The 20,864-nt window shown below is 61.2% G+C and carries 11 protein-coding genes and 1 tRNA gene; 6 read left to right on the forward strand and 6 right to left on the reverse strand.

All coding sequences use genetic code 11. From position 1 onward, the window contains the following. Positions 1-288: 288 nt before the first annotated feature. Positions 289-1,584, forward strand: coding sequence for an exodeoxyribonuclease VII large subunit (xseA, locus tag BUB29_RS05315; RefSeq protein ID WP_051914979.1), 1,296 nt, complete (start codon positions 289-291; stop codon positions 1,582-1,584). Positions 1,585-1,733: 149 nt separating this feature from the next. Continuing rightward, positions 1,734-2,018, forward strand: a complete 285-nt coding sequence (locus BUB29_RS05320; protein ID WP_033522225.1) for an exodeoxyribonuclease VII small subunit — start codon at positions 1,734-1,736, stop codon at positions 2,016-2,018. A gap of 574 nt (positions 2,019-2,592) precedes the next feature. Here BUB29_RS05320 and BUB29_RS05325 read toward each other — a convergent pair. Next, positions 2,593-3,747 carry an endonuclease/exonuclease/phosphatase family protein gene (locus BUB29_RS05325; protein ID WP_033522227.1) on the reverse strand — a complete coding sequence of 385 codons (1,155 nt, stop codon included), beginning with the start codon at positions 3,745-3,747 and terminating at the stop codon, positions 2,593-2,595. Between the two features lie 251 nt (positions 3,748-3,998). Here BUB29_RS05325 and BUB29_RS05335 point away from each other — a divergent pair. Beyond that, positions 3,999-4,071: transfer RNA gene (locus BUB29_RS05335), tRNA-Arg, on the forward strand. Between the two features lie 249 nt (positions 4,072-4,320). Here BUB29_RS05335 and BUB29_RS05340 read toward each other — a convergent pair. Continuing rightward, positions 4,321-5,364, reverse strand: coding sequence for a LacI family DNA-binding transcriptional regulator (locus BUB29_RS05340; protein ID WP_033522231.1), 1,044 nt, complete (start codon positions 5,362-5,364; stop codon positions 4,321-4,323). A gap of 239 nt (positions 5,365-5,603) precedes the next feature. Between BUB29_RS05340 and BUB29_RS05345 the strand changes: the two genes are divergently transcribed. Beyond that, a complete protein-coding gene (locus tag BUB29_RS05345) occupies positions 5,604-7,394 on the forward strand; it encodes a glycoside hydrolase family 13 protein (protein ID WP_052109169.1) in 1,791 nt (596 codons plus the stop codon). Between the two features lie 456 nt (positions 7,395-7,850). After that, positions 7,851-9,215: an ABC transporter substrate-binding protein gene (locus tag BUB29_RS05355; RefSeq protein ID WP_033522235.1), complete on the forward strand. Its 1,365-nt coding sequence runs from the start codon at positions 7,851-7,853 to the stop codon at positions 9,213-9,215. Positions 9,216-9,449: 234 nt separating this feature from the next. Here BUB29_RS05355 and BUB29_RS05360 read toward each other — a convergent pair whose 3' ends face one another. Beyond that, positions 9,450-9,866 (reverse strand): hypothetical protein, encoded by a 417-nt coding sequence (locus BUB29_RS05360; protein ID WP_143155161.1) that lies wholly within the window; start codon positions 9,864-9,866, stop codon positions 9,450-9,452. Positions 9,867-10,085: 219 nt separating this feature from the next. After that, the gene (locus BUB29_RS05365) at positions 10,086-11,258 is read right to left on the reverse strand and encodes a pyridoxal phosphate-dependent aminotransferase (RefSeq protein WP_173552411.1); all 1,173 of its coding nucleotides are present in this window, start codon (positions 11,256-11,258) and stop codon (positions 10,086-10,088) included. Between the two features lie 280 nt (positions 11,259-11,538). Here BUB29_RS05365 and BUB29_RS05370 point away from each other — a divergent pair, with 280 nt between their 5' ends. After that, the gene (locus BUB29_RS05370) at positions 11,539-12,591 is read left to right on the forward strand and encodes a Gfo/Idh/MocA family protein (RefSeq protein WP_033522238.1); all 1,053 of its coding nucleotides are present in this window, start codon (positions 11,539-11,541) and stop codon (positions 12,589-12,591) included. Between the two features lie 114 nt (positions 12,592-12,705). On the opposite strand, the gene BUB29_RS05375 is transcribed toward BUB29_RS05370, so the two are convergent. After that, on the reverse strand, positions 12,706-16,572 hold the full coding sequence (locus tag BUB29_RS05375) for an ATP-dependent DNA helicase (RefSeq protein ID WP_033522240.1): 3,867 nt from the start codon (positions 16,570-16,572) through the stop codon (positions 12,706-12,708). Then, positions 16,569-20,735: a PD-(D/E)XK nuclease family protein gene (locus BUB29_RS05380; protein ID WP_033522242.1), complete on the reverse strand. Its 4,167-nt coding sequence runs from the start codon at positions 20,733-20,735 to the stop codon at positions 16,569-16,571. Before BUB29_RS05380 ends, BUB29_RS05375 begins: the two co-directional genes overlap by 4 nt. Positions 20,736-20,864: the final 129 nt, after the last annotated feature.

A 20,864-nucleotide genomic window follows, 5' to 3' on the forward strand; every position in this document is an offset into this window, starting at 1 on the left:
GAAACCCCTCCGACAGCCCCAACCGCAAGGCGTCGGAACGCGACACGCGGTACGCGCCCGGCACTCCGAGCCACCGGGGCGATTCGCTCCCGGCTGATTCCCCTTGACAACCATCGAAACACCCGCGCGAATCGATTCCGTCACATCGACGCACCGCGCCGCCCCGCCTCCCCCACCATGTCGCCGCGTCACCTCACCACCATGCCATCACCCATCACGTCAGCCATATTGCGATTCACCATCACCTCACCCCCCATCTGATTCGACCCCGCACCTATAGTGGAGCCCATGAGCGAAGACCAGAACACGACGGGCATGCAAATACCGCGCCCATTCGAACAACTGCCGCGGCTGGCACGCGAAACCACCGCGGACAACCCCTGGCCGGTAAGCGTACTCAGCCAGAAATTCCACACTGCCGTGGAAAAATGGCCGGCAGCATGGATCTGCGGGCAAATCACCGAGATCAACACACGCCGCGCCGGTTCCGCCTACCTCACCGTGCGTGACGACTTCGAAGACATCGCCATCTCCGTCTCCGGATGGCGCGCATTCGCAGCCGCAGCCTCCCAATTCCGCCAAGGCGACCGCGTGGTCATCCACGGGCATGCCGACATCTGGGTCAAGCAGACACGACTGAGCTTCATCGGTGACGACATCCGCAAAATCGGCGCCGGCGGTCTCAAGGAACAGATCGACGAACTGCGCAAAAAACTCAAAGGCGAAGGACTCTTCGACACGGACCGCAAAGTGCCGCTGCCCGAATTCCCCAAGTGCATCGGCCTGATCTGCGCCCCGCAGGCACGCGCGGAAGGCGATGTGATCACCAACGTGAACCTGCGTTGGCCCGCCGTGCGTTTCAAGGTACTGCACGCACACGTGCAAGGCACACAATGCCCGCCAGACATCATCGCGGCGATCCGGCAATTGGACAACGATCCCGAAGTGGACGTAATCATCGTGGCACGCGGCGGCGGCGCCTTCGAAGACCTCGTCGGATTCTCGGATGAAGGCGTGGTACGCGCGGCAGCCGCATGCCGCACGCCGCTGATTTCCGCCATCGGGCACGAGGACGATTGGACGCTTATCGATCTGGCGGCCGACCTTCGTGCTTCCACGCCAACCGACGCCGCGAAGAAAGTGGTTCCGGACGTGCGCGAACAATGGCAGCTCATCAGCAACGCCATCAGGCAGATGCGCATGCGCATCTCCGGGCGCGTGGACGCGGAACTCCGCCTCATCGAAGGCTATGCGAACCGCCCCAGCCTCACCCAGCCGCACACCATGCTCGACCCGCACCAGCGTCTGATCGACGAGGCACGCAGCCGCATGGATATCGGCATGCGCCGCATCATCGACGACGCGTCCCTCACCATCGAGAAGGCGCACGCCTCCCTCACCGCGCTCAGCCCGCAATCCACGCTGAACCGCGGCTACGCCGTCGTCCAGGATGCCGGCGGACATGTGGTGGACGACGTCACGCTTCTTTCCCCCGGCGACAAGCTCACGCTCACCCTGAAGAAGGGTGTGGTCACCGCGACCGCCGATGAGATTGCGTCGGACGGCGGGGATGACGGCCAGTAGGCGCTTTCTTCGGGCGATTGCGTGCGCGGGTGATTACGCGCGCGGGCGGAATGGCGCGGGCGAGCGGAACACACTCGGGTGAAACGGCACAGTTAAAACAGCATAATTAGACCAGCACATCAAACCAGCACACAGTAAAGGAACACACCATGGCAGATCAGAACACCGCAGCATCCACCCTTACCGATGACGAGCGCAAGGCCATCGCGCAGATGCCTTACGAGGAGGCGCGAGACAAGCTTATCGAAGCCGTGCAGGCGCTGGAGGCAGGCGGTCTCAACCTCGACCAATCCATGCGACAGTGGGAGATCGGCGAAGCACTGGCCCAGCGTGCGCAGACACTGCTGAATGAGGTGCGCGCCAAGCTCGACGCCGCCCAGGACGCGCAGGCGGCCACCGCGGATACCGCCGGCACGCAGTCCAACCTGAACTGAGATTCCCTCGGCGTAACCAAACGGCGACAGCACCCCGCATAGCGACGCTGAGCGCCCGCCAACGTAGACAGATGGAGACGGGTTCTCCGTTTGGCTACGCCCACGGCCGCTCAACGCAGCCAAACGGAGACGGCATCCCCGCATAGCTACGCCGAGCGCCCGCCAACGTAGACAGATGGAGACGGGTTCTCCGTTTGGCTACGCCCACGGCCGCTCAACGCAGCCAAACGGCGACGGCATCCCCAAATAACTACGCCGAGAGCTTGCCAGCGTAGACAAATGGAAATGGGTTCGCCAAATGGCTACGCCTACGGCCACTCAACGTAGATAGACGGAGACGCAGTCGCCAAATGGCCTCGCTGGGACTAGGGGGAATAGAGGTAAAGAAACAAGGATAAAGACGAAGGGGTAAAGAAACAGGAATAAGGGGGTTAAGAAAGAAACAAATAGGGAAATAAGAAACAGGAATAGGAGGAAATACGAAACAGATAGGGAAATACGAAACAGATAGGGAAACAAGAAACAGATAGGGAAATACGAAAGAAACAAAGAAGAACAGAAGGCGGGAGATCGACTAGCGGCCTACATCGATGGTGGCGAGCAGGGCCGCATGATCGGAACCGGTGATCCGCTTCACCTGAACCTGACCGGCGGTCATATCGGAATCGACCACCACATGATCGACCGCGGCCACGGCCGGTACCGCGAACAGGTTCGTCGGACTGGTGAACGCGAACCCATGACCCGAACCATACGCGGCATCACGGAATCGCGCACCAAGGAATTCACGCATCGACGCGTGATCCATCGTCGCGTTGAAATCGCCCATGAACACGTATCGGGTCCCCTCATCGCCCCGCTTCAATCCCAGCTCATCCAACGACCGCTTCCACTGCCGCCAATCGCCCTGCCTCGGCGACGTGGTGTGCACGGACACGAAGCGCACCGCCTTTTGCCCGCCGGAGAACTGCACCGTGCCGCCCGGCATGAACGACGCGCTCGAATTCACCGCATCATCCACGGGCTCGGCCAATGGGGTCGCCGACCACAGTCCGTTGCCGTACGCGCCATCCATCGTGGAAACCTGGGAATACGGCAGATATGTTTCGATATGCGCGTTCTTCAACTGCTCCACGAAATCGTTGGTTGTTTCCTGCAACGCCAGCACCTCGACGCGCTCCTCACGCACCAAGTCGACGATGGTCTGCGCGTCGGCCTCACCCTTGTACACGTTCAACGTCATCACACGCGCGTACTGATCGTCCGTGTCCGCGATGGAATGCGCCACTGCGGAGGTCGCCGCCACCGACAGCGGATGCGTGGGAGAGAAGAACGGGTACTGCCACCAGCAGTTCACGCCCAGACAGGCGAAAGCGAGCAGCGCCACCACGGGCCGCCGCGAGAACACCGCAAGTCCCGATGCCAGCGCACCGACGAGGATGAACCAGGGAACGAACAGCAGAATGATCGGTATGTATGGCAGCGCCTGCAGATCGGCGGACAGTAGACGCAATACGATTTCGGCGATCATGACGACTGTCAATAGCCCTGCCAAAGCACCGGTCAGCCTGCGTTTCTTCCGCAACGCCTTGGCGCTCATGCCTTTGGAGTTGCCATTCGACTTGCCTGTTTTGACGCTCGGCTTGGTCATCTTGTTCCCCGATTTGGTACCGGTCTTCCGCCCAGCGGACTTCCCACCGCTTTTTCCGTTGTTCCGAGAGGAGGCCATGCTTCCCTTTCACTCCGACCGCTGCTTCATCCGGCACACGTGTAACGCCTTGCACCGCGTAGATACTTTACCCGCGTCAACAATCAGGAACCGCGCCACGCCGACCATTCCCACCAACGATTCACGCGCAGCCACCTCGCCGTTACGCCCTAAGCGTAACGACTTTACGCTGATTTTCGCGAGCGCCGACAGACGGAAAACGCGGAACGTCATCGAATCAGCCGTGATGCGTGTACAATATAAACGCTGTTGCCCCAGTAGCTCAGTGGATAGAGCACTTCTCTCCTAAAGAAGGTGTCGTAGGTTCGATTCCTATCTGGGGCACTTTTTATGCCTTTTGCGCTTTATCCGACTTCTTGAGCTTTCTCGCGCCTTCTCGAGCCTTATCCTTCTTAAGCTTTTTCATGCCCGTCGGATTCGGCCAGTCCAAACCGAAGTCAGACAGAATATGCCGGATTCTGTCTGAAAATGAGGATGGGGGGATACGAAGGAAACGGAAGATAAGGAACGGAGAGCCAGCCAAGCCTCCCCCGAAATCAGACGAAACGGACGAAACGGCACGACACGGACAGGTCAGGCCTCGTCCCGCGTCGCCCGGCCAGTGGTGTCACGCAGCACGAGCACCGGTTCCTGCGCTTCGTGCGGATCATCCACCGGCTCGTCTTTGAGCAGCTGCAACGTCTTGCGTGCGGCGGCGCGTCCGAGTTCGAGCGGATTCTGGCGGATGGTGGTCAGATCGGCCGCCTCGGCGATATCCGCATCATCGAAGCCGATGACCGAAATATCCTCCGGCACGCGCAGATGCTGATGCTTCAGCTCCTTGACAAGCGCGATCGCCACCTGATCGGTTTCCACGCACACCGCGGTCGGCCGCTGCGGCAACGACAGCAGTTTGGCGACCAATTCGGCGGCAAGCTGCGGCCTGCTCATCGACTGCGGATGCTCATCGGCCGAAACGATGGCGGCACCATCCTCGCCGTACCCGTTCTGCTCGACGGCTTCGAGGAAGGCTTCCGTACGCTGGCTCGTGTTGTAGACCATGTCCTGCGGAATGTAGTCGATGGCGAACGCGATGCGTTCATGCCCCAGCGATTTCAGCAGCCGCACGGCTTTGGACATACCGTCGAAGTTGTCGATGCCGACGGATGCGTCACAGGAGGATTCCGAGGGGATGTTCACGCCGATGGTGGGCATGTCGATGGCCTTGAGCCGTTCACGCATGGCCGCATCGAGTTGGAAGGACGAGATGATGATCGCGTCGGCGTTGCGGTTCTTGGGAAGTTCGGCGAAATAGTGGTCCGCCTCATCCTTGCCGATGATGGAGGCCGGGGAAACGTCGTAGCCTTCTGGCGTCAGCACCTCGTACGCGCCTTGCAGCACGTTGGAGTTGAACCATTCGTTGAGTTTGCCCGAGCTGAGCAGGATGATGCGCATGGTTTTGCCGGACGCCAAGGCCGAAGCGCTTTTAAGCAGCGTGAAATTGAGACGGTCCGCCGCGTCCAGCACCTTCCGGCGAGTCGCTGGCGTGACCTTGTCGATGCCGCGCAATGCGCGGGACACCGTCGCCTGGGACACACCCGCCAGTTTGGCCACATCCGCGATCGTAGCTCGTGCCATACCGTCACCTCCCGTATTTTGTTTACCGCTTCCATAATACAGAAAACATTGATTTCATTGGAAAACACGCCGAACAAAAAGCTGATTGCATGCAAAAAATGTAAGCGCTATCATTCATATCAACACAGAACCCACAACGGTAGCCTGCATCACCATCAGCAAGCACCGATTCAACAAGTTCACAAAGCGAATGTAAGCGTTGTCATCAACATGCGCCGAAGCATGGAAAGGAGCCTTCGATGGCAAGCACCGATCAGAGAATCCCGAACGCGGCCGATCCGTCCCTGTGGTGGAAGCAGGCCGTGGTCTATCAGGTCTACCCGCGTTCCTTCAAGGACACTACCGGTTCCGGCCTCGGCGATATCGCCGGCGTGACCGAGAAGGTCCCCTACCTGAAGAAGCTGGGCGTGGATGCCATCTGGCTGAGCCCCTTCTACCCGTCCCAGCTCGCCGACGGCGGCTACGATGTGGACGACTACCGCAACGTCGACCCGAAGCTCGGCACCATGGACGACTTCGACAAGCTCGCCCGCACCGCGCATGAGGCCGGCATCAAGGTCGTCGTGGACATCGTCCCCAACCACTCCTCGAACCAGCACGAGTGGTTCAAGGCCGCGCTGGCAGCAGGCCCCGGCTCCCCCGAACGCGACCGCTACATCTTCCGCGACGGCAGGGGCCCGAACGGCGACCTCCCCCCGACCGACTGGATCGCATGCTTCGGCGGCTCGGCCTGGACCCGCGTGCCCGACGGCCAGTGGTACCTGCACATGTTTACCGTCGAACAGCCGGACTGGAACTGGAAGAACCCGGAGGTTCGCGCCGACTTCATCAAGACGCTGCACTTCTGGCTCGACCATGGCGCGGACGGCTTCCGCGTGGACGTGGCGCACGGTCTGGCCAAGGATCTCGACCGCGATGATCTCGACAAGTTCAAGATCATCGGCGACGAGATGTCCGCCACGGACGGCACCCACCCGCTGTACGACCGTAATGAAGTGCACGACATCTACCGCGAATGGCGCAAGGTGTTCAACGAGTACGATCCGCCGGCATTCGCCGTGGCCGAAGCCTGGGTGCATCCGGACCGCCAGTATCTGTACGCTTCGCCGGACGAGCTGGGCCAGGTGTTCAACTTCGAATTCGCGAAGAAGGATTGGATCCGCGACGATATGCACCTCGCCATCGAGGAGGGGCTTGCGGCCGCCGAGCGTTCCGGCTCCACCTCGACATGGGTGATGAGCAACCATGATGTTCCCCGCCATGTATCCCGTTACGGCCTGCCGCAGGTGCCCGCCTCGTCGCACCACCAGCTCGCCAAGGACTGGCTGCTGCGCGACGGCACGAGCTACACCGAGGACCGGGAGAAGGGTTCCCGTCGTGCACGTGCCGCAATCCTGATGGAGCTCGCGCTGCCCGGCTCGGCCTACGTGTATCAGGGCGAGGAACTCGGGCTTCCCGAAGTGGCCGACATTCCGTGGGATCAGCTGGAGGATCCGACCGCGTTCAACAGCGCCCGCAGCCACACGGAGAAGGGTCGCGACGGTTGCCGCGTGCCGTTGCCTTGGGTCGCCTCGGACAAGGCGGAGAACGGCGGATCCTTCGGATTCTCCCCCGCGGCCAAGCATGCCGGTGCCGGTGTGATGGACGCCGAGGCGGGAACGCCTTCGGAGAAGCCGCATCTGCCTCAGCCGGCGTGGTTCGCCGACTATGCCGCCGACGTGGAGGACGCTAACCCGGACTCCATGCTCATCTTGTACCGCAAGGCGTTGGAGCTGCGTCACAAGATGATGCCCGCCGATACGACGCTGACATGGCTTGACGAGGACCGCGCCTCCGATCTGCCGGATGGCGCCGACGGCCAGCATGGCGGTGTGATCGCCTATCGTCGTTCCAACGGCTGGGCGTCCATCACCAACTTCGGCGCGACGCCCGTCGATCTGCCGAACGGCGAGATCCTGCTGGCATCCGCGCCGCTCACCGATGACGGAAAGCTGCCTCAGGACGCCACCGTCTGGCTGTCGCTCGACTGACGTTCCGATGGTCGATTCCGACTGACATTCCGAACGTCACCGACGGTCACTGATTGCGACCGACCGTCATCGACCGTGACCGACCGCCGGCTCCGCGGGTGATGTCACCCAACCGATATCACCCGGCATACGTCCCATCCCCGCCCCGCGTTTCCTCCACACGGGGCGGCCACACAACAACCCCACAGGAGGAACCCGAGGTCGAGGCATCGCAATGATGCGTGCCCCGATCTCACCCACCATCATCCACCCACCCGGTCTCACGAGATTGCACAAGCTCGCTCGACATTCCACAACATCGTGCGAGATCTCGCAACATCCCACGGGACCGTCTGGAGTCATCGAAACCACCGGAACCGTCGAAACCGCGTCCGACCGCACCGCAACCCGCGATCAAGCCGGATACGGCATCGTCGCATCCATTCCAACGAAGGAAGAAAGAACAAGGAGATAACAATGAACCGCAATATCACCAGGATCGTCGCCGTGGCGGCATCCCTCGCCATGGGCTTCTCGCTCGCCGCCTGCGGGAGCAACAGTGCCGACTCCGACAAGGGCCACGTGTACTTCATGAACAACAAGGCCGAAGTCGTGGACCAGTACAAGGAACTCGCCTCGATGTACACCAAGAAGACCGGTATGAAGGTCGACGTGCAGACCGGCGCGGCCGGCACCTACGACGCGACCATGACCTCCGAACTGGCCAAGTCCAACGCGCCGACCATGTTCAATGTGTCCGGCTTCGACCAGTTCGCCAAGTATCAGAAGTACGTCGAGCCGCTGCAGGACACCGACGTGTTCAAGATGCTCAACGACGAAGGCAAGGCCTACTCCTACACCATCGACGGCAACTCCTACACGTTGCCGTACGCGGCCGAATGGTACGGCATCATCTACAACAAGAAGATCATCAAGGACTACGCCGCAAAGGATTACGCGGTGATCAAAAGCGCCGACGACATCAAGGATTACAAGACTTTGAAGGCCGTCGCCCAGTCCATCCAGCAGCATAAGGACGATCTCGGCCTCGACGGCGCCTTCGCCACCCCCGGCCTTGACTCGTCCGACACCTACCGTTTCACCGCGCACATGGGTCGCATCCCGCTGTACTACGAGTACAAGGATATGAACACCACGTTCTCCAAGACCATCAAGGGCAAGTATCTCGACCAGTACAAGGACCTGTTCGACCTTGAACTGAAGAACAGCCCGACCGACGCAGGCCTGATCAGCTCCAAGACCTACGACGATGTCACCTCCGAGTTCGCGCTCGGCAAGGTCGCCTTCTACCCGAACGGCGTGTGGGCCTACTCCCAGATCAAGGGCAATGATGTGGCCGATGATGACCTCGGCATGCTCCCCTACTACATGGGCATCAAGGGCGAGGAGAACAGCGGCCCCGCAGGCGTGTACGACGCCAGCTGGGCGGTGAACAAGAACGCCTCCGAAAAGGACAAGAAGGCCACGCTCGACTTCATCAAGTGGATGGTGACCGACGATTCCGCCAAGAAGATCCTCTCCCAGGACATGGGCTTCTCCGTGCCGTTCACCACTTTCACCGACAAGTTCCAGCCGAACAATCCGCTGACCGCCGCCGCCCGCGCCTACACGGAAGCCGGTAAGACCGAGGTCCGCAGCTTCACGATCCCGGACCAGCAGTGGCAGGATGATCTCGCTTCGGCACTCGTCGAATACGCGCAGGGCACCGGCAAGTGGGACAAGGTCAAGTCCGCATTCGTGGACGGCTGGGCCACCGAATGGGCGAACAACGAATCGTCGCTGGGGTCCGTGCCCGAAGCGCAGAAGTTCGACACGAAGTGAGCAGCTCCACCGGACTCGGCAAAGCCTAATAGATAGCAACACAGGCGTGCGATGGGCCGACCGTAACAACGGCCCATCGCACGCCTGTTCGCATGATCGCCTCTGGCTGCCGCCGACCGCTATCGGCGGGCGTCCGCATTCAGCTTGTCCATGGCAGGCAACCGCACGCGTGCGAACGGACAGCACAGGCGACTACGCAAACGGCTGCACGGCCAAATCACACGGCGAATCGATTCAGGCGTCGATCCTCTCCAACGCCTTATACGGAACAGCGCTCCTATCAACGCATTTCCAGATCAAACCACGACGGCACTGCACCACGGAAACATAACCACCCTGCCGCAAAGCCTTACCGACTTTGGCATGCAACGGCAGCGTGCACACCTTCCGCCGCCCCTCACCATCGTAGACAACCAGATCACGCACATGCGCAACACGCCCCGCCGCAGACTTCACAACAGGCTCCACCCATTTGCCGCCACGCCGTTGCACAACCACACGGTTCCGCCCCTCGCCAGCCCAAGACTCGTCCACCAAAGCATAATAGGTCTCGCCACCATACTGGTACTTCGTCCACTGATACCCGGCGAACACCACGCCCGCCATAATCGCCAACGCAATCGCCAACGCGGAAAAAGCCTTCTTCATCATTCCTCGGTTCGCTCACAGGAACGCCATCAGACGCCCCACCATCACCGTCGTTACCGACGTATTGATGTGAACAGTACCGAGAATCACCAGCGACCATCATCAGTCAACGGAACGATTCGCCCCGCAAGACTCATCCCCAAGAACGAGACAGGGTGCAGCGCACGGAACAAACCACGCGCCACACCCTCATAACCGAATCACAACCGGCTCGCAACCGGCTCACAGCGTAGGCAGCCAGCGACCCAAACGATCAAGCCCCTCCCTCAACGCCTCCTGGGAAGCGGCATAACTCAACCGCACATGCGTGTCAGCCGTCGCAGCACCGAAATCACGCCCCGGCGTCAACGCCACATGCGCCTCGGCCAACGCGCGCTCGCAGAACGTCCACGCATCCAAACCAGTGGACGTGATGTTGAAATACGCATAGAACGCACCATTCGGCTCCACCTCCACCGGCAGTCCGATGCGCTTGAGCCCGTCGACCACAATGCGCCGACGGGTCAGCAGCTCCTGGCGGCGGCGCTCGCATTCATCCAGACTGTCTTGGGTGAAGCAGGCGAGCGCAGCGTGCTGCGTGGGGGTGTGCGCGCATAGGTAGTAGTTGGTGGCCAGGTCGTCCACGGCTTCGAGCACGTCGTCGTCATCGGGCATGACGACCCAGCCGAGACGCCATCCGGTCATGCCGAAGAACTTGGAGAAGCTGTTGCACACAATCGCCTCATCATCACATTCGAGCACGGATTTGACTTCGCTGCCATCCGGTTCGCGATCGGCCAGGTCAAGGTAGGTTTCGTCCACGATGCGCCACATGCCATGCTCGCGCGCATACTCGCACACGCCCTTGAGCACATCGAAGTCGATGGTGGTGCCGGTGGGATTGGACGGCGAGGTGATCATAACCGCCTTGGTGCGGTCGGTATGGTATTGGGCGACGAGTTCCGGGGTGAGGTGAAAGCGGGTGGCGGCGCTGGTGGGCACGTCCACCACGGTTCCCTCGAAGCTTTTCACCAGCTCGCGATTGCAGGGGTATGAGGGGTCGGCGATAAGCACCTCATCGCCGGAATCGACGGTGAGGGCGGTGGCGAGCAGCAGTGCCGCCGAGCCGCCTGAGGTGATGACGATACGCTTGGGGTCGATGGTCAGATCGTGACGCTCACGGTAGAAATCCGCGATGGCCTGGCGTAGTTCCGGCAATCCCATGGCCGCGGTGTACGGCAGGGCGCGACCGTCATATTGTTCGCGCATGGCGTCTCGAACGGCTGGTGGCGCGCCGAAATCAGGTTCGCCCAGGCTGAGTTTGACGACATCGATGCCATTGGCGATCATTCGATCGGCTTGTTCGCCGAACACCATGGCGCGGAAGGGTTGCACCTCACGGGCGCGACGAGACATAACAGGCTGCATTGCTTCACTCATAGTCCCGTTGTATCCACACCATGCGACACCGAACCCCGCTTTCCCATGCCGCTTTCCCATGCCGCTTGCCGCTCCGGGCCGCCGGTATCCGCAGACTATCCGCATGACTATCCACATGACGAAGCGAACGCAACCGCACTACGTGTGAATACGTGATGATGGCACGGCGGATCGCAGCACACACAGGTAGCCATGCATCGGCGAATCCTCATACAATAATCAGAGCATCGGCATCCATTCGTACAGGAGGAACACCATGAGTATGCTCAACGGCAGACGCGACGAGGCGGAACGCACCGGCAGAAAAGTGAATGTCGCCATTCTGGGCGCAGGTTCGATTGCCAACACCATGGCCACAACGCTGGTGAAAATGGCGGAAGACAGCCGGTATTCCAGCTGGATCCACCCGTATGCCGTGGCGGCGCGCGACAAGGGGCGAGCCGAGGCATTCGCCGCGAAATACGGATTCGATACGGCGTATGGATCCTATGCGGATATGGCCGCGGACGACAATGTCGACCTGGTGTATATCGCCACGCCGCACAATTTCCATGCCGAACAGGCGATCATGTGTCTCAAGGCCGGCAGGAACGTGCTGGTGGAGAAGGCGTTCACTGCCAATGCCGCGCAGGCTCGGGCACTGCTCAATGTGGCGGAGGAGACCGGACTGCTTGCCACGGAGGCAATCTGGACACGCTACCAGCCGAGTCGTGATCTTATCAACGAACTGGTGCATAGCGGCGAATTGGGCACCATACGATCAGTACGCGCGGAACTCAGCTATGAGCTGCATGGGCGCGACCGTATCACGAATCCGGATCTCGCCGGAGGCGCACTGCTCGATGTGGGCGTGTACGCATTGAATTTCATCGACATGGCGGTGGGTGCCGACCATGGACGTTCCATTGCCGACATCGTTACCACGATGGTGCCGTACAGCACCGGCGTGGATGCCACGAATACCACGGTATTGACCTATGACGATGGCCTGTTGGCAACCGCGACCAGTTCCAGAGCCGTGGCGTCGGACCGTTCCGGCGTGATCTGCGGCGATAACGGGTATGCGGTGGTGACGAATATCAACAATCCGGAACGCATCGACGTGTACAACACGGATCATTCCCCTCGCCATAGCATCGCGGTGCCCGAACAGCTCACCGGGTACGAGTATGAGGTTGCGGCTGCGGCCAACGCGATTCTTGATGGCCGGACGGAATGCCCGGAAATGCCTCACGCCGATACGCTGCGCATTATGGAGCTTATGGATGAGATCCGTGGGCGTTGGGGGTTGAAGTACCCGTTCGAATAGAACGCCAATGGCTGTGGGCGGCAATCGCAACGGCGATCGCCGCCCACAGCCATGCTGTCATGTGTTGTCCCGACGGCAGGATCATCGGCATTCCGAACCGTTCGGCATCCCGGGCTAGTCATCGTCCGACACTTGCGGAATACCTGCCCCCAATTCGGCGATGATGGCGTTGCGAGGCTTCATTTCAGCATGCAACTCGCGTAACGACTCGTCGGCTTCGCTCACGTAATACAGCGTGGCATCGATGGCTTCCAACGGTATGTTCTCGATTTCGGCGAGCAGCAGACGGTACATGTCGAGTTGGAGGAGTTTGCGGGCGGTGTCTTCACTACTGGTCGGGCGATGCCCCGTCTTCCAATCGACGATGGTGAACCGTTTCGTCCGATCCTGCGGGTCGAGCCCGCCAAAGAACACGGCGTCCAGCTTGCCGTTGACCACCTGACCGTTCAGATCGCCTATGGATACGACGATCTGGCGTTCCGCCCAGACCGGCACGCGTTGTGCCCAAGCCGACGAGGCAAGGCGACGCTCCCATTCCAGCACGGACGAATCCGCGTCGCCGCCTTGACAGGCTTGTATGGCTTTATCCAGCTCCTGCAGCATGCCGCTTCTGGATTCTCCGCTTTCCTCTGGGTGCATGGCGTTCATGAAACGCTCCGCCCAGGCGTGGAATCGCGTGCCGGCCGAGGCCGCGGGGGACGCCACGGATGGTATCGGGCGGATAATGCCACGCCAGAACCGTGTCTCATCCCGACCGCTCAACCCGCCGGCGAGCGCCTGCAATCCGGTTACGCTCTGCCTGGAAGCGGCCATGACGCGTTGGGCTTTCCGTCTGACCGCCGCATCCAGGGCGTCACCGTCCAGCATGCCGGTCATCAGGTCCTCATCCGCTACCAGCATGCGGGCCTTGTCGTATAGGCTCTGCCCATTGTTTTCAGGATTATGGCAATCCGCACCCGATATGGCATTGGATGCGGCGTCGTCTGCATCGGCTCCGGTCATGGCCTGCCGCACCTGTTTTGCGCTTTGCAGCAGCGAGTCGCCCACTTCCCGGCTGAGACGCGCCGGCCAGGGAAGACTGGTTTGGGCATCGTGCGTTTCGGGTTCTTCCAGCCAGGCCGCGCCAACGACCATATCCTCGTATTCGCGGGCGTGATCGCCCACAAAGTACCCTTCCGGCAAGGCGATCTGCTCATCGGCCCCTTCCGGCAGGTTCGATGGGGCTGCCGCGATATCGTTATGGATGCGCAACGAGTCATGCACTTCCTGCCAGAACACCGACGGCTTGGATTTTCGCGTTTTGGCGCCCAATACGCGCGGGTCGCGCCCTTCCTCTCCGGTCTGGCAATAGGTGAGCAGCAGATCCCTGCGAGCTCGGGTGAGCGCCACGTAGGCGAGTCGTCGTTCATCGCAATGATAGCGGCGCCCGTATTCCTCGACCTGTGTAAGGTACAGGGAATCCGGATCCATGGCTCCGATCTCATCGTCGAAGGCACGCAGTGTGCCGAACACTTCGTCATCGATGGTTTCCGCCGCATCCAGCAGTTCCAAGGACTCGATGGGATCCGCTTCTCCGGGCGCATCATGCGGGAATCGTGGCAGAATGCCGGCATCGGCGCGCACCGGCACGGGGACCGTGTCGATTGTCGTCAGCCATGACGTGGCCGTCTCGCAGTATTCCGGAGCTTCCCACACGCCGTCGTGCCACCCGCCCGGATGGCGTTCGTCGACCTTGACGGCAAGCGAATCGCCTTGCTTGCTGGGGAACACGCCTTCGCCGAGTTCCACCACCGCGACCGCATCCCATTCAAGCCCTTTGGACTGGTGGATCGTCATGAGTTCGACATCGGCACCGCTATCGGCGTTCAGGGTGGACGTCTCGTCTTCGATGGTTCGCAGCGTATCCGTCCATGCCATGAATCCGCGTAATGTCGGCGCCTGACCGGCCGCGATCTCCGATAGGTACGTGTCCACCAGATCAATGATGGCTTCCACGGGGATTCGGGCGACAGTGGGGTTTACCGTGCCGTCGCCATGCAACGCCTGCGCGACCACGGCATCCACGTCCAGTTCCAGCTCCTGCGTCGCGGTACGCACCACATCCGACAAAGGCCTGCCGATCGCATCGCACACCGTGCGCAGCACGGCACCGGCGCGGATGATCGTCCGAGCATCGTGTTCGTCGATGCGGGAGCAGCGTTCCAACTGTTCCGGCAGATCGTCGCGCAGCAGCAGATCGGCTACGAACACGCTGTTGATCACGCTATCGCGATGTTCTCGGACCAGAGCGTCCCATTGCCCGCGCGGCGCATCCGCCGGGACCAGACCGGCCATGACCAGGGCTCGATATTGGGATTCAAGATTCAGCGTATTGGCAATACCGGCAAGAGCGGCCAGGGCCGTGGCTCCCAGTCCGAAGCGTGGGGTGGCGAGCAGCCGCATCAGCGAGGCGCTGTCGCTATGGTCGCAGGCTACGCGCAGCAGAGAGAGAATATCGCGCACTTCGGGGCGTTCGAGCATTGCGGAATATCCGACCGCCACAGCGCTCAGACCGGACTGCTCCAGCGCCTGCTGGAACAACGGCATTTTTGCCTTCGAACGGAACAGCACCGCAACGCTTCCCTTATGCTCGCCACTCTGGCCGGCATGGGTGTTGCGCGCGATGGCTTCATGACAGAATCGCACCACACCGTCGATCTCCTGTCCCAAGGTCTCGTAGCCGAGCACGCCAACCGTGCCGGATGGGGCATTGTCTAAGGGGGCGAGCTCGTTCACGTCCACTTCCCGCATCGGCGAACTGCTGGGACGGCTTGGCGTGCCACGCAACGGCATGGTGAGATTGTTCGCGGCTTCCAGTACCAGCCTCGCATTGCGCCGGGTAACGCTTAGGGAGTACGGCTTGCGTTCGGCTGGCAGATGAAAATCGCGTTGGAACATGCGGAAAGCGCCGGGGCTTGCTCCTCGCCAGGCATAGATCGATTGGAAGGGGTCGCCCACCGCGCTCACAGCGGTGCCTTCGCCTCGGAACAGGGTGGCGATAAGCGCCGCCTGCGTGGTGGATGTGTCCTGGTATTCGTCGAGCAGCACATGGCTGAACCGTTTGCGATAGCGGGCCCCGATGGAGGGGAAACGAGTGACGAGCTGGTATGCGGCGATGGTGAAATCGCTGAATTCCGCCATATTCATCCGTCGTTTCTCCGCGGCATAGGCCTCTACCAGATCGAGCATCACGTTGCGTTGTTCGGCGGTCTGCACAAGCGAGGCGCACGTGTAGACGCAGGCCGCATGCGCGTCACGCTGATATGAGGCGACCTTCTGCGCCCAGCTTTCGTCCGTGTCTTTCTTCAACCGCTTCTGACGCTTGAGTTTCACCGCTTGTTCGGGAATATCCTCGCCCTCGATGACGGATCGCACCTGCTTGACGAAAGCGTCATCCCAGGCGCGCACTTTCGCTATGGCCGAAGGCATGTCGGCGACATCGCCGCCGATCATGGAACTGGCGATGGCATCGCTTAGCGCGCGAACATGCGCCGTGACCTGACTGAATGAACCGAGTCCCTTGCCCTGCAGCATATCCATATGACGCTCGACCGTATTGGCTGCCAGCTGCAACGCCCCGGCCTCGCTCAACGGCTGTGTGTTCTGGTCGAAGCCCACGAGCAGACCGTACTGGCGCACAATGGATTGGAAGAACGCGTCATAGGTGAACACCGCAGGTTTGAGGAACATGCGATCCTGATCATGCTCGTCATCGGCAAGCACCGCCGCGGAGACCCTGGACAGCAGCTCGCCCGCTGCCTTGCGGGTGAAGGTGAGGCCGAGAATACGTTCGGGAGCCACGCCATGCTCGATGAGCGACACGATGCGACGCGTCATGGTGTAGGTTTTGCCTGATCCCGCACCGGCGACCACGAGCACGTCGCTGCCGACCGGAGCGTTGATGACTTTGGCTTGTTCCGGACTATCGGTGAATGTGCTCATGCCTGCCTCGTTTCGAATACGGTATCGATCTGTCCCGCGCATGCAGGGCATACATCCGTCATACGGCAATGCCCCTTATGCTGCTTTGTGGGATGCGCGACGATCACATGCGAGCGGCTCGCCGCAGCCGCGTAGAATACGCGTGCGATCATGGTCAGCGACCACATGGCCTGTGTGCCGTTCCATGAGAGGAACCCCTGCCATGCATTGTCGTCCACCGCATCCAGCGCACTCGGCTTGCCCGCGGGCAATGGGGGAATATCCGTGAACTTGTCCAACCGCGGGTAGTGGTCACGCGCCACGAATCCTTCGGCGTTCAACGCCCCGTTGAGGAACAACGGCGGCTGGAAGGCGCTTTCCGGTGAATAGCTGGAGGCCGGAGCGGCGTCATCCTGCACGTAGAACAGGCCGCTTTGCGCGATATGAGGCCGCTCCCCCGCCCTGCCATGCTCGGGGAACATAAGCCCCAACTGGTAGCAGACCAGCTGAAGATCGTTGAAGATCTCCGCAAGCTGGCGTTTCCGCCCTGTTTTGTAGTCGATAAGACGGATGGTCTGGCTGCCATCGCGTAGCCGCCGCGTCTCCTTGCGGTCGATTCGGCCGGACAATCGTACCGTCAGATCCTCACGCATGCCCTCCGGCCATCCGCCGACCAGTATTCCCATAAGCTGCATCAATGCGGTTCTGCCTATAGGGCTCATGCCCGGCAATGCATTGTAGGCCATGCAGATATCATCAAGCCCGAAGCGCGCGGAGAACTCCTCCTCGCATGAGGCGCTTTCCAACGTGCCGATGTCGAATTTCCCCTCGTTCTTGTTCAGGTAGCCGCTTGCATTGCTTTCCACGAAATACGATGCCAGATTATGCAGGGTCGTTTTGGCCTGTTCGTCCTTGAGCATGGCGGTATACCGTTCGGCGGCCTTGGCGATGCTGCTGAAATCCGGTTTGATCGCGTCGTAGATGTCGACAAGCCTGTGGGCGACGGCATCGACCGCGCCTTCGACGGACGAACCCGCCACGGCGCCCGGAAGGTCAAGACCCTCCGCGCTGCCCTTCTGCGCGACGGCATGGATGAGCGTGCCGAAGCTTGTGGCGGCGGACCCGATGCGCGGGCCTGCAAAACGATTCTCCAGCAGCCAGCACACCGGGCAGGCCCAGAGGTTGTCCACTGCGGACGGGGACAATGTGACGACAGGGCTGCCGTTGTCGTCCAGGGTTTCCTCGACGCTTCTCGATGTGATGCCGGCCTTCCGCGCAGCATCCGCCGTGTTCTGTGCGCCGTCCTGCCTTTCGGCGCTATCCGCGCCGTCGAGGAACGGCCAGTAATCGGGATCGGCGACATCGATGCCATGCTCGGCAAGCAGCGCGAGCGTCTTCCTGGCATCGCACGCCTGCGGCGAATGCTCCGGATAGCGGGCAAGCATGACGCGCGCCTGGGCGACCAGTCCGCGCGGATCGGCATCCAGACCGGCAAATTCACCGTTATCGCCGGACTCCCCCACCGTGGCGAATGTCACGGCATCGATGTCACGTGGGCAATGCTCCGGCAAATAGCCGTACATGAAATCCGATGGCGTCGTATCGTCGCTCAACACGGCGCTGACCATCACCGAGGCACCGCGGGTGATCGCCACCAGAAAGCTTTTCTTCTCGCTGGCGAGAACCGTTTCCAACCGCGCATCGTGCCCGCTGCTGCAAGGTTGCGCCGCGGCGTCGCCATGAAGAACGACATCGGCAAGATCCTCGCCGCCGAACAGTGTGGCGCGTTCGGCAAGATTCGGCCACACATCCTGTTGCAACGCGGGAATCCACACGCACGCCCAATGCCTGCCCGAGGCGCCGGCCGGCGTGGTCAATGTCACGGCCTGTTCTACCGGCCCGGTCTTCGCCAGGGAATCCGCTTCGATCTCCATGGAACGCACCTGGTCGATGAACCCGTCAATATCCGTTCCTATCATGCCGCCCTGCGCATATTGGAACAGTCTCATGGCCGCGTCCAACCTGTCGTTGGCGGCACGACCCTCCGGCGTGTTCTTCAATGCCATGCGCTGCCAGTGCTCGGCCACGCCGGTAACATCCCATGCCAAAGCCAGCACGAACTGAGGTTCCTTCGACGGCAGGGCCCGCATTCCCTCCGCCACGCGGTCGATCAGGCGGAACACCCTTTGGAACGCCTTAAGATGCGGGCCGCCCCCTACGACGCTGCCGATCACCCCCAGCATGTCGGCGCATGGAGCCGCCTTCTCGTCCAGGGCGAGCATGGCGTACTGCGACAGCACACTGAACGCCGCAGGCCGCTCTTCGCCTGTACCGTCGGCCACATCGGCAATCTGAATCGTCGTATCGGCACCATTGCGCCGCTCGGACTCCTTCAGAGCCTCCCATTCACGCACAATGCGCGCAAGTTCACTGCCATCGACCGCGCGCCCTGCGGTTTCGTCGGTGGGCTCGTCTGCAACCGCATGCCCGTTGGGATCGTCGGCCACCCCTTCGAGCCCCGCCAATGATTCCAATGAGCTCATGGCGGATTCGATCGGTTCGATACGCGCAGGCGCCCCCTCGCCGGGCTTTCCACCGGTGGTGATCAACGCACTGCCCATAAGCGCGGCGATACGCGAACGGGCGAACGCGCCGATGTTTTTCAGGCTCATATCGGTACCATCAAGTCCTTGCTCGCGCAGTTGGGCCAATTCGATCAACGCGAACAATCCCTGCACAAACGGTTCGGATTTCAACGGTCGGGTTGCCGACGAATACCGGACCGGCACCCCGTCGCGCCGAAGTCGTTCGCCGAATTGGCGCACGGTGGCATTGTCGTGGGCGATGACGGCCATGTCGTTCCATTCGGTTCCCCTGTCGAGGTGGGAGCGTTTGATGCGCCACACCACATCGTCAAGCTCCTCGCGTGCACTGCGGTAGATGGCGGTTTGCAGCGAGTCGTCGGTATGCTTCACTGCGGAAACCGGCCAAGCGCCTGGACATACCGGCATTTTGCCGGGACGCTGCGGCATGGGCGGTGCATTGCGTTCGGGGGATGTGATGGACAGCGATACGCGCGTGGCCACAAGCGTGCGATAATCCGGCGCGTCGCGGTCTCGCCGATCCTTTTCCAGCTCGATAAGCCGAGCCTGCAGATCCCCGTGTTGTGCACGATCGAACAGGTATTCAGGGTAGGACCCGCGGAAGGTCTGTACGGATTCGTCGGGATTGCCCGCAAGCACAATGGCCGTTCCCCGGTTGTGCAATGTTTCGATAAAACGCAGTCCGGCAAGTGTGGTGTCTTGGAAATCGTCGACAATCAGCATTCGGGGCACCATATCGGCAAGCCGACCGTCGTCGGACCCATCCGGACGTTCCAGCACCGCGGCTCCTTCGACCAGCAGTTTGGAGGCGTCAAGACGGTACTCGCCGGAATAGGTGTCGGCAAGAGCGTGAGCGTATTCGCCACGCAGCGCGAATGCGAGACGCCATTGCACCGTCAGGCGTTCCTCATCTCGCCAATCGCCTTGCGGGAAATGCCGCGGAGCTTCCAGCAGATCGCCTTCGCGCTCCGGTGTCACGCCAAGCTCATCCATGCGGGCAAGCATGTCTCGCAGTTGGCTGACGAATGAGGCGGAAATGCCGTTTTCGAATATCGCGGCGGTGGAACCTGCGCCGATGTTCCCGCCATTCGAAGCGGTCCCGGCGTTCAATGTCGGGGCCACGGCGTTCGCCCAATCATCCTGTGCGAAGTAATACCTGAGCAGATGACAGGTGTCGCATAGATCACCACTGACCGCATGCCGCAGGTGCACAGCCAGCACCTGACGCAGCAACGCGTCCTGTTCGGCACCATTGAGCAGTTTGGGCATCGGCAGTTTGCGGAACGACCGGTTGGCCGCGATGATGCGGAACGCGACCGCCGATAACGTGGTGACAGGCCTGGCCTGGGCGAGCGCTCCGAGTTCGCGAATGGCCATGTCGGAAAGGCTGCTGGCCAGATTACGGTTGGGAACGCACATGATGGCTCCGTTGTCACCGAATCTGCGCAGCGCGGACAGCAACGACCGATAGCACAGCGTGGTTTTCCCGCCCCCGGGCATACCGGCGATCAACAACGGTCTCGCCGTTTCCCCGTTGATCAGCGTTTCGATTGCATTCGTTGCATTCCCTAAATCACCCATGCTCCCAGACTAACCGCTTACGCACGCCGGCTGGTACCGGCCTTACGGATTTCCATGCCGTTTCATCGCGTGTTCCAACGGATGAGATACGACTCGCCGTGCTGTTCCGTTTCCCCCGTCCATGCCGTC

This window comes from Bifidobacterium merycicum DSM 6492, assembly GCF_900129045.1.
GTDB lineage: Bacteria > Actinomycetota > Actinomycetes > Actinomycetales > Bifidobacteriaceae > Bifidobacterium > Bifidobacterium merycicum.

What these genes read in the sequence shown, in the direction of transcription:
- BUB29_RS05355 (WP_033522235.1), top strand. Translation starts at nt 7,851, where the DNA reads ATGAACCGCAATATCACCAGGATCGTCGCCGTGGCGGCATCCCTCGCC.
- BUB29_RS05345 (WP_052109169.1), top strand. Translation starts at nt 5,604, where the DNA reads ATGGCAAGCACCGATCAGAGAATCCCGAACGCGGCCGATCCGTCCCTG.
- BUB29_RS05325 (WP_033522227.1), bottom strand. Translation starts at nt 3,747, where the DNA reads ATGGCCTCCTCTCGGAACAACGGAAAAAGCGGTGGGAAGTCCGCTGGG.
- xseA (WP_051914979.1), top strand. Translation starts at nt 289, where the DNA reads ATGAGCGAAGACCAGAACACGACGGGCATGCAAATACCGCGCCCATTC.
- BUB29_RS05380 (WP_033522242.1), bottom strand. Translation starts at nt 20,735, where the DNA reads ATGGGTGATTTAGGGAATGCAACGAATGCAATCGAAACGCTGATCAAC.
- BUB29_RS05370 (WP_033522238.1), top strand. Translation starts at nt 11,539, where the DNA reads ATGAGTATGCTCAACGGCAGACGCGACGAGGCGGAACGCACCGGCAGA.
- BUB29_RS05360 (WP_143155161.1), bottom strand. Translation starts at nt 9,866, where the DNA reads ATGATGAAGAAGGCTTTTTCCGCGTTGGCGATTGCGTTGGCGATTATG.
- BUB29_RS05375 (WP_033522240.1), bottom strand. Translation starts at nt 16,572, where the DNA reads ATGAGCACATTCACCGATAGTCCGGAACAAGCCAAAGTCATCAACGCT.
- BUB29_RS05365 (WP_173552411.1), bottom strand. Translation starts at nt 11,258, where the DNA reads ATGTCTCGTCGCGCCCGTGAGGTGCAACCCTTCCGCGCCATGGTGTTC.
- BUB29_RS05320 (WP_033522225.1), top strand. Translation starts at nt 1,734, where the DNA reads ATGGCAGATCAGAACACCGCAGCATCCACCCTTACCGATGACGAGCGC.
- BUB29_RS05340 (WP_033522231.1), bottom strand. Translation starts at nt 5,364, where the DNA reads ATGGCACGAGCTACGATCGCGGATGTGGCCAAACTGGCGGGTGTGTCC.